The following is a 13,347-nucleotide window of genomic DNA, read 5'->3' as shown; positions in this document are numbered from 1 at the left end:
CTGCGCCATCTGGCGCCAGGCATAACAACAAGCCCGATCAAGTGCACCTGTTCGGGCTTGTTTCATTAGGGGAGGGCGCTCGGGGAGCGGCTCAGGCGGGATAGAGGGCGCCCAGCACCGCCGGGCGGCTCGCCCCGGTCACCGCAGGCAGGTTGCCCGGCTTTCGCTGGATAAAGCGCTGTGCCAGCCAGGCAAAGGCGGCCCCTTCCACCCAGTCCGGTGCAAGGCCGAGCTGGGCGGTGCTGGTCAGATGCCAGTCGGGCAGCAGGGCAGCAAGCTCCGCCAGCAGCGGGGCGTTGTGGGCGCCGCCGCCGCAGACAAACAGCTCGGGCCGGGTTGGCGCATCACTGTGGGTGGGCAACTGGCGGGCGATGCTGTGGCAGGTGAGGGATTGCAGGGTACGCTGCACATCAGCGGGGGCGTATGCGCAGCCGTCCAGCTCGCCGTCGAGCCAGTCGAGGGTGAACATCTCACGCCCCGTGCTCTTGGGGGCGGGGGCGGCGAAGTAGGGGTGAGCCAGCAACTGCTCCAGCAGCGCAGGGATAAGCTTGCCGCTGGCGGCCCACTGGCCACCGGCATCATAGCTGCCACCGTGGGGCTGATGGCGGCGATACCAGCCGTCGAGCAGGGTGTTGGCGGGGCCGGTATCGAAGCCATATACCCCTGAACCCGCCCCCCCGTCGGTCTGGCCGGGCAGCACCGAGATATTGGCAATGCCGCCGAGGTTCAGCACCACTCTAAGGGCGCCAGGGCGGGCAAAGAGCGCCTGATGGAAGGCTGGCACCAGGGGCGCCCCCTGACCGCCGAGGGCCATGTCCATGGTGCGAAAATCGGCCACCACGTCGATGCCGGTCAGGGCCGCCAGCAGGGCCGCGTTGCCGATCTGCAGGGTAAAGCCGAGCTGGGGGCGGTGGCGTATGGTCTGGCCGTGACTGCCGATGGCGCGAATCTCCTTGGGAGTCAGCGCCGCCTTGGCGAGCAAAGCCTGGGTGGCGGCGGCAAATTCGCGGGCCACCAGGTTGTCGGCGACCCCCATGCGGTCGATTTCGTTCTCCCCCGGGGTGCAGAGGGCGTGCAGCTCGTGGGCGGTCTCCGCTGGCCAGGGATGGCACAGCGCCGCCTCTACTCGAAGCGCTTCCCTATCCATCGTCACCAGCACGGCGTCGATACCGTCCATGCTGGTACCGGACATCAAGCCTATATAGCGTTCCGTCATGACAACCCCCTTTCAATGATGCAGAGGAACCGTCCGATGCCGTGTTCCGCCTTGGTCCCCGGCATCAATCGGATATATGGCCCGCTCATGACATCACCTCTTCAGTGATGCAGAGGAACGGTCTGATACCGTGTTCCACCTTGGCCGACAGCGGTCAGCTGTCGTCGCCGTTGCCCTTGTTTCTGGCCAGTTGCAGCTCGGGGCTGTCCAGCTTGGCCAGCTGGGGCATGGCCTGAGCCTTGAAGTTGGCCAGCGCCCGCCCGCTGAGAGACTCCGCCTGGGGCAGGTTGAGGGTGCGCGGGTTCTTGTGCACGCCGCCCACCACGAACTCATAGTGCAGGTGCGGGCCTGTGACCCGGCCGGTGCCACCGAGCAGGCCGATGGTCTGCCCCTGCTTGACTCGCTGCCCCTTGTTGACGGTGCGCTTGGAGAGGTGCAGGTACTTGGTCACGTAGTTGCCCGCGTGCTTGATGAAGACGTAGTTGCCGTTGAACTGGTTGTAGCCGGCGGCCACCACGCTGCCGCCGCCCGCCGCCATGATGGGGGTCCCCACCGGCGCCACGTAGTCGATGCCGTTGTGGGGCCGCACCTTGCCGGTGACCGGGTGAAGGCGGCGCGGATTGAAGTTGGAGCTGATGTATTTGAAGTTGACCGGCGCGCGCAGGAAGCTCTTGCGCATCGCCTTGCCGTCCGGGGTGTAATAGTTGCCATCCGTGTTCAGCACGGCGCGGTAGATGGCCCCCTGGTTGACGAACTCCGCGGCCAGGATGTCGCCGGAGGCAACCCGCTCGTCATCCTGGTATTTGTCCTGGTAGACCACCCGGAAGCTGTCCCCCGGCTGCAGGTCCTGGGCAAAGTCGATGTCCCAGCCGAAGATGGCGGCGAGATCCATGATCTGGTCTTCCGTCATGCCCGCTTCGACGGCGGCGCCCCAGAAGCTGGAGCGGATTTCCCCCTGGGCCACCTGTTCGCGGGTGTCGAGCTCGATCTTCACCGGCCTGGCCACGAAGCCGTCATCCCGGCGGTTCACCTTGAGCGCCTGCTCCAGGCTGTGGGGGTAATAGAGGCTGTGCAGCTCGCCGCCCTTGGTGAGCTTGAAGGTGAGCTCCTGACCGGGTTTGAGCAGGCGCAGGGTATCCGTGCCCTCGAGCTGGTCGATGAGGTGCAGATCCGTGGTACTGAGGCCCAGGCGCTGGAAGATGACCCCCATGTTGTCGCCGCTGCGCACCTTCACCTGTCTGGTGACATAGCGCGGTTTGGGCGGGGTGACGGGCTCGGCCCGTGCCAGCTGCGCCTCCTCGTCGACCTGCTGCTCGACGGCCAGTTCGTTGTCGTTGTCATCGACCCGGGTGGCGACTGCCTGTTCGCTCGGCCAGGCCGCCAGCATCATCACCATGATGCTCAGGATCAGCACCATCTTGCGGTGCCAGTGAGGGAGAGAGTTGAAGGCGTGCCAAAGGACCATGAGAAGCTGACAAAGTTGAACCCGGAAGAAGGTCGGAGTTTACCGCCTTTCCAATTGGCCCGCCATTCCAGTAATATGTCTGGCCCTGTGGAATCGTGATTGGAGAGTCAAAAAATGTCCCAGCTCGAGGTGGCGCTAGCCGAGATCAAGCGCGGAGCGGAAGAAATTCTGGTTGAAGAAGAACTGATCGCCAAGTTGAAGGAAGGGCGCCCCCTGCGCATCAAGCTGGGGATGGATCCGACCGCGCCGGACATCCACCTGGGTCATACCGTGATCCTCAACAAGCTGAAGACCTTCCAGGATCTGGGCCATGAAGTGATCCTGCTGATCGGTGACTTCACCGCCATGGTGGGTGACCCCTCCGGCAAGAACGCCACCCGTCCGCCGCTCTCCGAAGAGGCCATCAAGCACAACGCCCTCACCTATGCCGAGCAGGCGTTCAAGATCCTCGACCCGGCCAAGACCCGCATCGAGTACAACTCCACCTGGCTGAGTGAGCTGGGCGCGACCGGCATGATCAAGCTGGCGGCCAAGCAGACCGTGGCCCGCATGATGGAGCGCGACGACTTCAAGAAGCGCTACAGCAACGGCCAGTCCATCGCCATTCACGAATTCCTCTATCCGCTGCTGCAAGGCTATGACTCGGTCGCGCTGAAGGCGGACGTCGAGCTCGGCGGTACCGATCAGAAGTTCAACCTGCTGATGGGTCGCGAGCTGCAAAAAGATGCGGGCATGGCGACCCAGTGCGTGCTGATGATGCCGCTGCTGGTGGGCCTGGACGGCGTCAAGAAGATGTCCAAGTCCGCTGCCAACTACATCGGCGTGCACGACGCCCCGGGGGAGATGTTCGGCAAGATCATGTCCATCACCGACGATCTGATGTGGAACTACTACGAGCTGCTCTCCTTCCGTCCGCTGGCTGAAATCGAAGAGTTCAAGGCGGGCATTGCTGCCGGCACCCTCAACCCGCGCGACGTGAAGATCTGGCTGGCCAAAGAGATCATCGCCCGTTATCACGATGAAGCGGCGGCTGAAGCGGCCCACGAAGATTTCACCCAGCGCTTCTCCAAGAACGCCATTCCGGACGACATGCCGGAAGTCGAGCTGGCACTGGAAGGGGAAGGGCTGGCCATCGCCAACCTGCTCAAAGACGCCGATCTGGTGGCCACCACCTCCGAAGCGCTGCGCATGATCAAGCAGGGCGCGGTCAAGGTGGATGGCGAGAAGCTGGACGATGGCAAGGCACTCATCGGTGCCGGTACCGCCGTCTACCAGGTTGGCAAGCGCAAGTTTGCCCGGGTGACCGTGAAGTAAGTCGCCACCTGTGGCGCCGCCATAAGAAAGGCCTCCATTGCGGAGGCCTTTTTGTTGGCTCATGGCTGCAAAGAGGGATCAACCCTCGGTTTTCAGGAAGTTGCGATAGAGCATGTAGAGGTGGGCCGAGCTCCAGCTGAAGTTGCTGGCACCCTGCATGGCGCCGGTCTCCGGGTTGTAGTTCTCGCGGATGGGGCCGCTGCCCGCCAGCCCCTCGGCGTTGGCAAACAGCTTGTTGACGAGCTGTTGGGCATCGCTGCGATAGCCGTAGTTCTCCAGCCCCTTCACCCCGAAGTAGAACTGATCCAGCCAGACCCGGCCGCGCCAGTAGATGTCGGGGTCGTAGGCCGGGTTGGTCAGCGCCGCCGTGCCGAGCGGCACCCTGGTGTTGAACTCCTGGGCATTGAGCATCACCTCGCGCACCCGCGCCGCTTTCTCCTTGTCCGCCACCTCGGCCCAGAGCGGGCTCCACCCTTCCGGGCCACGGCCGCGGGCGGTCAACAGCTTGCCGACGCAGCCGTTGGCGTCGGGCAGATCCCCCTGGGCTATTTGGCGGTCGTAATAGAAGCCGGAGGCCTCATCGAACAGGCAGCTGTTGATGTAATCGGCCAGCTGGGTCGCCCCTTCGCGATAGCGGCTCGCCTCGTCCGGCTTGCCGAGCAGCTCGGCCATGTCGGCCAGGATGCGCTTCTCCTTGGCGAGGAAGGCGTTGAGCTCCACCGACTCCTGATCGATGGAGAAGCCGATGAGGTTGCCGTCGTCCTCATGGTTTTCAAAGAAGAAGACGTTCCAGTCCTGGCGCGCCCTGGCCATGTCGCCGCCATAGGTCTTGTCGGCATAGCGCTTGAGCTGATCCGGCTCGATAAAGCCGAAGCGGGCGGCGTTGTCCATGCCGGACTCCCAGCCGGCGCCGTGCTGGGCGCCGATATCCATGTCGGCGTAGCCGCCAACGCTCAATACCTGCTGATAGAGCGCCATGCCGGCGCAGCCATACCAGCCATCTCCCTCATTGGTACAGCTCGACAGATCCAGCCCGACCGGTGCCCCCGTCGGGTACTGCACCTTGAAGGTGATGTTGCCGAACTCGTCGTTGTGCTCGACGTGGCGGGTGGCGCCATATTCGATGATGCCGTTGCGGTTGTTGTCCCGCGCCCGATACCACCAGTCGTGATAGGCCTGGATCTTCGGATACATCTCGGCGATGAAGGCCTTGTCCTGGGTGGCGCTGTAGATCTCCCAGATGGCCCAGGCGGAGAGGGGCGGCTTGGTGTCGCGCTCGTTCCAGTTGCCGCCGTCGCCACCGCGATCGGCGAGCTTGTTGTAGAAGACGGCGTCGATCACCATGCCGGCATCCTGCGGCCGAACCGGGTCATCGGCCTGGATCTGGTAGTCATACATGGCGCGCACGTTGTTCTTGGCTACCTCGGGGTTGAAGTGGGCCATGGCGTAAGCGTGCTTCCAGCTGTCCCAGGCCCAGACCCCGTCGAACCAGCGGGCGGTGTTGGAGGGGGTGACCCCGTCGTGCAGGATGGCACCGGCCGGCGAGCGCCAGTTGCCGTTGAGGGTCTCCATCGCCTTGACCGCGATGCGCCGCTCCGACTCCGGGATCCCCTGATTGGAGAGGCCGCGCGCCAGGTAATCCTCCCAGCGGCGGATGGAGTCGTCGAAATGGCTGGCGGGGTCGGCCAGCAGCGCCTGGCGGCTCTGCTCGAAGCGGCTCGCGTCAGCACTGCTGTGGACATAGCTCTGCAGGGTGTAGATATCCTGCTGGCCCTTGGCGGCCAGGGTGAGGCTGGCCTCGCTCACGTAGCCGAGCCCCTGCTCGTCGAGGGTGGTGCTACTCGGCAGGGTGCGATCGATGCGGTAGCTGGCGCTGCCGCTTTGCATGATGTTCCAGGTGCTGCGCAGTTTGCCGAACTGGAATGCCACGCCGCGCTCGGTCTGGCTGATGGTGCGGGTCCAGGCGGGGTACTGCTCGGCGACCGTCTTGTTGGCATCCCACTGGTTGAGCAGCTCCCCCTGCCAGTTGAGCTTGAGGGTGAGGGGGGCGTCAGTGTGGTTGATGAGGCGGGTGCGAACCAGCGCAGTGCGGGCATCGCCGTAGCGCAGCTCCAGCTCCAGGGTGAAGGAGTCGAATTCGAAGCGCTGCACCAGCGCCCCCGGGATGGCATACAGCGCCTGCTCGCTGGCGCTGGTGAGCGGGAAGGCGCGGCCGCTCTCGTCGCTCAGGGTCAGCTTGTCCAGCTCGCTTGCGAAGAACAGGCTGTACTCCTCGGCGATGACCATGGGACCGGTAAAGCCGCCCCATTCGCTGTCGCTGGCGGGCAGCAGGAAGCCGTGCCAGGCGCCGAGATCGAGCAGCGGGTTGTATTTGAGGTTGGCGTAGCTGTCAAAGTCACGGAACTGGAGCGGGGTGCCGCTGCGGTCGATCACGTTCTGATACTGGTTCGCCAGGGTGGCGCTGGGGGCGGCCGGGCTGCTGGAGTCATTGCCGTTGCAGGCAGTGAGGCCGAACAGGGCGACGCTCAGGGTGATGGAAAGTAAATTTTTACGAAACATCTCTCGCTCCAATGACAGTTTTTGTAGGTTAAGGAAGGTGTTTTTTAGTGATTATTTTAGTGAAAGCGTTTGCGAGAGCCATTATAGGGCGATTATGACGGGATTATTGGCGCTGTGTCACAGTGCAGGAGGGGCGAGTGTGAGCCGGATCACCCGGTTACACGAGGTTACATAGCTTTGTGTTTTAGTAATTATTTACTTTTGTGGTGGCAGTCAGTGAGAGAGAGGAGGGGCAGGTACGCAGGTATTGGTGGGGGGTCAGGCCGAACTCCTCCTTGAAGCGTGCGGCAAAGCGGCCGGGGGAGTCGTAGCCACAGGCGAGGGCGGTCTGAAGCGGAGTGAGCCCCTGTTGCAGCAGGGTGAGGGCGTGCCCCAGGCGTACCTGGGTCAGTACCTGGCGAAAGCTGCGCCCCTCGGCGGCCAGTTTGCGGACCAGGGAGGCGCGGCTCATGGCGAAGTGGGTCGCTACCGTCTCCAGCCGGTGATCGAGACCAGGCTCCACACTGAGGTAACGGGCCAGCCGTTCCCCCAGGGTCATGGTGGTGGCAGGAAAGAGCAGGCCAAGGCCCCCCGCTTCCCTGAGCTCGCCATAAAACCCTTGCAGCAGCTGGGTCTGGGCCGTCTCGCAGAGCTGCCGCTGCGCCATGGTGGTGACGAGATCGAAGCAGAAGGCGAGGGCCGACGTCACCCTGATGGCCGGTGGCTTGAGGAGATCGAGGGTGCTCTCTGCCAGCCACTCGGCCGGTGGCGGGGCCAGCAGGGTGAGCGCCTGGGAGCGAAACGTGCCCTGCTCCGGCTGGTTGACGAAGGTGAGCCGGTGACCCGCCGGGATCAGCAGCCAGCTCTCCTTGTCAAAGGAGAGGCGCTGCTCCCGCCACCACAGCTGCTTGCGGCCCTGCTGCACCCAGATGAGGGTCGGCGCGTAGATGAGCACCCGGCGCAGGGGCTGCTGGCGGATCCCGAAGTAGTGATTCAGTTGCAGCAGGGGCGTGCTCATCGGGCGGGCTCCTAGGGGGTGGTGAAGGTGGCGGTCAGGGTGGCCTTGCCAAGGGCCAGGCTGTTGAGCATGTAGCCTACCATGGCGGGCGGGGTGTTGGCCTTCACCTCCAGCGCCTTGGGCAGGGCCCAGACGGTGAACTGGTAGCGGTGCATGCCGTGACCGGCGGGCGGGCAGGGGCCGCCATAACCCTGGGTACCGTAGTCGGTGCCAAGCTCCAGCCCCTGCTTGAGCTTGCCGGAGGCATTGCTCGGCAGCTCGCTCTGGCTGGCCGGCAGGTTCACCACCAGCCAGTGCCACCAGCCGCTGCCGGTGGGGGCGTCCGGGTCATAGGCGGTGATGGCGACGCTCTGGGTGCCGGCGGGCAGGCTCTGCCAGCTCAACTGGGGGGAGCGGTTCTCGCCGCTGCAACCAAAGCCGTTGAAGCTGAAGACCTTGTCCATGGGTTCACCCTCGCGGATGTCGGTACTCTTGAGGGTCATGGCGCCGGCGGGCAGAGCCGCGAGGCAGAACAGGGGCAGCAGCGGGATAATGGGGGATCTCATGATGGGCACTCCTTTGTGTGAATATGGCATTCACTCTAAGGGGGCTGGCTCAAAACAGAGTGCCCGTATGGCTCAAATTATGCCATGAAGACGGCTTTTGTGAGCTGTTCGGGGCTTTTGAGGGGCATAAAAAAAACCGGCATCCTGGGATGCCGGTTTTTGGGAGAGGCGAGGGGCCTTAGCGCAGGATCATCTCGTCACGGCCCGGGCCGACGGAGACCATGGGCACCGGCACGCCCAGCAGGGCTTCGATGCGCAGCACATAGTCCTGCGCAGCCTTGGGCAGCTCGGCGAAGGTGCGGCAGCCGCTGATGTCTTCGCTCCAGCTCTCCATCTTCTCGTAGACGGGGGTGAGGGCGGCGGTCTGCGGCCAGATCGGGTTCTCGGTGTGGGCACCTTCGTAGGCCACGCAGATCTTCAGATCCGGCAGACCGGTCAGGCAGTCCAGCTTGGTCAGGGCCACTTCGGTGGCCGCCTGCAGCTCGACGCCGTTCTTGGTGGCGACGGCATCGAAGTAGCCGACGTCACGGGGACGGCCGGTGGTGGCGCCGAACTCGTTGGTGATCTTGCGGAACTCGTCCTGGTTCTCCATGGCGGTCAGCAGGGTGCCGGTACCGACGGAGGAGCTGAAGGCCTTGGCCACGGCGATGACGCGCTCCGGGCGCAGGCCCGGCAGACCGCCACCGATGCCGGCGTAGGCGCCGGAAACGTGGGAGGAGGTGACCCAGGGGTATTCGCCGTAGATGAGATCACGGCCGGCGCCCAGCTGGGCTTCGAACAGCAGGGTCTTGCCTTCGGCTTGCAGTGCCTTGAGGGGCATGCTGACGTTGCAGACGGCGTCCAGCCAGGGAGCGGACACTTCCAGCAGCCAGTCGGCCATCTCCTGGGCGGTCTGGGTGAATTCGAAGTCCGGATAGAGAGCCTTCATCTGCGGCAGTTTCCAGTCCAGCATGAACTGGATGCGCTCCACCAGCACGTCCGGCTGTTTCAGCCAGCCCACCAGGATCGCCTTTTTCATGACCCGATCACCGTAAGCAGGGGCGATGCCCTGACGGGTGGAGCCGTAGGCGCCGTCACCCAGGCGTTGCTCTTCCAGGGTGTCTTCCAGCGCGTGCAGCGGCAGGCAGAGGGTGGCACGGTCAGAGATGGCGAGCTTGGGAGTGACGCCGGAGGCCTTGACCTCTTCCAGCTCGACGGTGAGCTTCTCGGGGCTGATCACCATGCCGGGGCCCAGCACGACCAGGCAATCCGGGTTGAAGACGCCGCTCGGCACCTGGTGCAGCTTGAAGGTGCCCAGATCGTTGACCACGGTGTGGCCGGCGTTGTTGCCGCCCTGGAAACGAATACTGGCGCCAGCCTGGCCTGCCAGATAATCGACGATGCGGCCTTTGCCTTCATCACCCCAGTTAGCACCTACGACTACGATAGACGACATGACTCTTTCTCCTAAGACGTTAGGCGTCCATCCTAGGAGCCCCGTGAGGATTAGAAAAATTAATTATCTTTATAATTCCGATAAGGAAGCCATATAATTCCGGTGCCATTATCGACACCGCGCTCCCTTGTGTGGTGCCCGTGCCCTGGCGGCGCTGGCCCTGCCATCGACCCGGGAGAAGAGGAACCCCATGCTGGACATTCACTGGCTGCACACCTTCGTCACCCTGGCCCGGTTGCAGCACTTCGGCCAGACGGCCACCGAACTGCACATGACGCAACCCAATGTGAGCCTGCATCTCAAGAACCTGGAGCAGGCGACCCGGGTCAAGCTGGTGGAGCGCAGCCCGTTTCGCCTGACCCAGGCGGGGGAGCGGCTGCTGCAAAGCGCCGAGCGCGCCATCAACGAGTTGCAGCTCTGCCAGTCCGATCTCAATGCCCTGAGCCAGTTGAGCCAGGGGACGCTCGCCATCGCTGCCAGCGACATCATCTCGCGCCTGCTGCTCATCCAACCGTTCCAGCGCTTCAAGCAGGCCTTCCCCGGCATCGACCTCACCCTGTTCAACACCACCTCGGATCAGGCGGCGGATCTGGTGCGGGCGGGCAAGGCGGATCTGGGCTTCGTGATGGCACAAAAGCGCAGCGAGCCGCTCTTCTACACCGAGTTGCAGCAGGTGACCTGGTGTGCCCTGGGGCACGGCCTGGCCCGCTGGCAGGCGCGGGCCAGCTCGGGAGAGAGCGATCCTCTGGACGAGCCGACCCTGATCCTGCTGGGGCACGACACCCGGACCCGGGCATTGATCGACCCCTCCCTGCCCCTGCTCGGCCTGCCGAGCTGCCGCATCATGGAGGTGGGGAGCGTGGATGCCCAGCTCGACTGGGCCGAGGCGGGCTTTGGCGTCGCCATCGTGCCGGATTTCTCCCTGCACCCCAGGCTCAAGCTGACCGCCCCGGTGACCCGGCTCACCGATTTTCCCGGTACCAGCCTGGGGTACGTGGTGCGCCAGAACCAGGTGCTGTCCCGGGCCATCAAGCAGCTGCTGCACTGGGTGGAGGAGGAGATCCAGAATCCGGCGCTGCTGCTGGCGCCGTGACAGGCCAGGCGCCCGTTCCCCATAACAAAGAGGCCACCCCTGGGGTGGCCTCTTGGTTGGTGTTCATTGCCCGGCGGGGGCTGTGGTCTCCACCGCATGGCTGGGCGGGCTGGCCGGCATGGCCTGCGGTGATGGCGCCTCCAGCGGCGTTGCCGCCGAGGCGGGCGCCTCAGGCGGGGTCAGGGGATGGCCTGGCGCCAGGGTTGCGCTGCCCGGTGTGGGCTGCTCGGGCAGGGCCGGGGCCTGGTTGGTGGAGGCCGCCTCCGAACTGGTTGAGAGGGTCGCGGCGGCTGACTGCTCCGGCAAGGTGTCGGACCCCTCCAGTGGCGCGGTGCCTTCCAGGGGGTCTGTCCCATCGGTCGGTGTGGCCGCGCTGCTCGCCGGGGGCAAGGTTGGCAGGGCACCCGAGGTGGCCCCGGCACCGGATGCCGTGAGGGTGTCCGCCGGGAGGGTGGGCACGGCATCCAGCATGCCGGGATGGAGCAGGGCGATGCTGCCCGCCTGCATGCCTTCCCAGGTGAGGGTGGTCAGTGCCGGATGCAGCCGGGTGAACTGCTTGAGCCGCTCGTTCAGCACGTCCCGCAGGGTGCGCACCTCGCTCTCGGGCAGGCTGGCCAGCGCCACCAGTTCGGCGGTGACGGCGAAGGTATTGACGCCGCTTGTCTGCCCCGGATAGAGGTTGGCGCCGATGCGGCTGCGATCGTAGTAGGGGTGCTGCTTGAGCAGCTTGTCCACCTGTTCCCCCTCGATGGGAATGAGGCGGGCCTGACAGCGGCCGGTGAGATCGCCGATGGCCTGATTGGGGTGACCGGCGACCACGAAGGCGGCATCCAGGGTGCCGTCACAGAGCCCCTCCAGCCGGTTGCCCGGGGAGATCACAGGCGGTCGGCTGAAGTCGGCGACCCGCCACCCCATGGCATCGAGCAGGGCCCGGCTGGTGACCCTGTCCCCGGAGTTGGGGGCGCCGACATCGACCCGCTTGCCCTTGATGTCGGCCAGGGTGGTGATGTTGCTGGTGGCGCTGGCAATCAGGGTCAGGGACTCCTTGTGGAGCCGCAACAGGCTGCGCAGCTGATCGTCCGGGGCCTGGCCCGCGAAGGGGCCGGTGCCGTGCACCGCATGGTAGAGCACATCCGACTGCATCAGGGCGAGCTGTACCTCTCCCTTGGCGAGGGCCGCCAGATTGGCGATGGAGCCCGAGGTACTCTGCACCGTGCAGTGCAGGCCGTGGCGGGCACTCTCCTCGTTGAGCAGGCGGCAGATGGCCCCCCCTGTGGGGTAGTAGACGCCGTTGAGGGCTCCCGTACCGATGGTGACATAGGCGGGAGAGGCGAAGAGGGAGGGCGCCAGCACGGCCGCAAGCCAGGGCAGGGCGGTACGTGACAGACGCAACAGGGCAGAGAAGGCGAATGGGCGCATAGTGGACCGAAACCGTGGCTGAACATGAGGAGGAGGCGGGCTCATCCGGTGATGAGCCTCATCTTATCCGTATCAGACGGGAAGCTGAACGGATTTTACCGCTTTTGCGCGCACCGCGCGGCCTGGGGTCGCCGCCCGGGACGGTTCGCTAGCGGGTCTGGAGAATGGCTTTCTCCATGCGGGCCAGGGCCTCGGTGAGACGGGCCCGGGTGCAACCAAAGTTGAGTCGCACGAACTGGCCGTTGCCGAACTGGGCTCCGGGGGAGAGACCCACGCCCGCCTGTTCGAAGAAGGCGACGGGATCGTCCAGGCCCAGAGCGCTCATGTCGATCCAGGCGAGGTAGGTGGCCTGGTTGCGGGCCAGCTTGACGCCGGGCCAGCGGGCCACGGCCTGCTCGATCAGGGCCAGGTTGCCGGCCAGGTAGTCGAGCTGTTCATTCAGCCACTGCTCGCCCCCCTCATAGGCCGCCTCGGCCGCCACGAACCCCAGCAGATTGACGTCGGCGCTGATGCCGCGCATCGCCTGTTGCAGCTTGAGCCGCAGGCGGGCATTGGGGATCACGGCGAAGGAGCAGCACAGCCCCGCGATGTTGAAGGTCTTGCTCGGCGCCATCATGACGGCGGAGCGCTCGGCCGCCTCCGGGCTCAGGGCACCATAGGGGATGTGGCGGGCATCTTTGTCCAGCAGCAGGTCGCAGTGGATTTCGTCGGAGCAGATCACCAGGTTGTGGCGCTCGGCGATGGCGTCGATGGCCAGCAGCTCTTCCCGGGTGAAGACGGTGCCACCCGGGTTGTGGGGGTTGCACAGCAGCAGCAGATCCGCCGAGGGGGCCTGACGCTCAAGCTCTTCGAGATCCAGCACCCAGCGGCCTTCTTCCTCCACCACGGGGACGGTGAGCAGAGGGCGGTCATTGAAGCCCGGCGCCTGCAGGAAGGGGTAGTAGACCGGCTTGGGGGTGATGATGCCGCGCCCGTGCTGGCTCCAGGCCTTGCAGGCGAGATTGAGGCCCGGCACCACCCCGGGCAGGAAGACGAGCCATTCGGGCTGGATGGTCCAGCCATAGCGGCTGGCCAGACGCGATACGATCAGTTCGATGAGCCGGGGAGAGGGGCGCGAATAGCCGAAGATGCCGTGGGCGACCCGTTTGGTAAGGGCCTCCAGTACGGCGGGGGGAGAGACGAAGTCGGTGTCTGCGACCCACATGGGCAGGACATCCTGACCCTTGTATTTGTCCCATTTCAGGCTCATGGTACCGCTGCGATCTATTTCCCGGTCAAAATCAAACATGTTAAATCCTTGTACT

General features: G+C 64.8%; 10 protein-coding genes. 2 read left to right on the top strand and 8 right to left on the bottom strand.

Features of this window, described 5'->3' with window-relative positions; all coding sequences use genetic code 11:
• Positions 1–91 precede the first annotated feature (91 nt).
• Together AB5Y51_RS19170 and AB5Y51_RS19165 are read right to left on the bottom strand one after the other, a co-directional pair.
• Complete coding sequence (locus tag AB5Y51_RS19170; protein ID WP_039040149.1) at positions 92–1,216, bottom strand: anhydro-N-acetylmuramic acid kinase; 1,125 nt, start codon at positions 1,214–1,216, stop codon at positions 92–94.
• 154 nt (positions 1,217–1,370) lie between these two features.
• Positions 1,371–2,681, bottom strand: coding sequence for a peptidoglycan DD-metalloendopeptidase family protein (locus AB5Y51_RS19165; protein WP_319908827.1), 1,311 nt, complete (start codon positions 2,679–2,681; stop codon positions 1,371–1,373).
• Between the two features lie 114 nt (positions 2,682–2,795).
• Here AB5Y51_RS19165 and tyrS point away from each other — a divergent pair, with 114 nt between their 5' ends.
• Positions 2,796–3,995: a tyrosine--tRNA ligase gene (gene tyrS, locus AB5Y51_RS19160; protein ID WP_039040151.1), complete on the top strand. Its 1,200-nt coding sequence runs from the start codon at positions 2,796–2,798 to the stop codon at positions 3,993–3,995.
• A 78-nt stretch (positions 3,996–4,073) separates the two neighbouring features.
• Here tyrS and ygjK read toward each other — a convergent pair whose 3' ends face one another.
• The 4 genes from ygjK to AB5Y51_RS19140 all read right to left on the bottom strand — a co-directional run bounded on the left by ygjK (position 4,074) and on the right by AB5Y51_RS19140 (position 9,531).
• A complete protein-coding gene (gene ygjK, locus AB5Y51_RS19155) occupies positions 4,074–6,554 on the bottom strand; it encodes an alpha-glucosidase (RefSeq protein WP_324046858.1) in 2,481 nt (826 codons plus the stop codon).
• A 184-nt stretch (positions 6,555–6,738) separates the two neighbouring features.
• A complete protein-coding gene (locus AB5Y51_RS19150; RefSeq protein ID WP_048207195.1) occupies positions 6,739–7,551 on the bottom strand; it encodes an AraC family transcriptional regulator in 813 nt (270 codons plus the stop codon).
• Positions 7,552–7,562: 11 nt separating this feature from the next.
• Positions 7,563–8,096: a YbhB/YbcL family Raf kinase inhibitor-like protein gene (locus AB5Y51_RS19145; RefSeq protein ID WP_041212601.1), complete on the bottom strand. Its 534-nt coding sequence runs from the start codon at positions 8,094–8,096 to the stop codon at positions 7,563–7,565.
• Between the two features lie 178 nt (positions 8,097–8,274).
• Positions 8,275–9,531, bottom strand: a complete 1,257-nt coding sequence (locus tag AB5Y51_RS19140; protein WP_041212602.1) for an adenylosuccinate synthetase — start codon at positions 9,529–9,531, stop codon at positions 8,275–8,277.
• A gap of 190 nt (positions 9,532–9,721) precedes the next feature.
• Between AB5Y51_RS19140 and AB5Y51_RS19135 the strand changes: the two genes are divergently transcribed.
• The gene (locus AB5Y51_RS19135; RefSeq protein WP_041212603.1) at positions 9,722–10,624 is read left to right on the top strand and encodes a LysR family transcriptional regulator; all 903 of its coding nucleotides are present in this window, start codon (positions 9,722–9,724) and stop codon (positions 10,622–10,624) included.
• Between the two features lie 63 nt (positions 10,625–10,687).
• On the opposite strand, the gene AB5Y51_RS19130 is transcribed toward AB5Y51_RS19135, so the two are convergent.
• Together AB5Y51_RS19130 and AB5Y51_RS19125 are read right to left on the bottom strand one after the other, a co-directional pair.
• Positions 10,688–12,043 carry a TAXI family TRAP transporter solute-binding subunit gene (locus AB5Y51_RS19130; protein ID WP_368178988.1) on the bottom strand — a complete coding sequence of 452 codons (1,356 nt, stop codon included), beginning with the start codon at positions 12,041–12,043 and terminating at the stop codon, positions 10,688–10,690.
• Positions 12,044–12,191: 148 nt separating this feature from the next.
• Positions 12,192–13,331, bottom strand: a complete 1,140-nt coding sequence (locus tag AB5Y51_RS19125; protein WP_010673889.1) for a MalY/PatB family protein — start codon at positions 13,329–13,331, stop codon at positions 12,192–12,194.
• Between the last annotated feature and the right edge of the window lie 16 nt (positions 13,332–13,347).

This window comes from Aeromonas sp. R7-1, assembly GCF_040908115.1.
Lineage (GTDB): Bacteria > Pseudomonadota > Gammaproteobacteria > Enterobacterales > Aeromonadaceae > Aeromonas > Aeromonas caviae.
The sequence above is the reverse complement of the archived record's forward strand: the minus strand, read 5'-3'. Positions and strand labels throughout refer to the sequence as shown.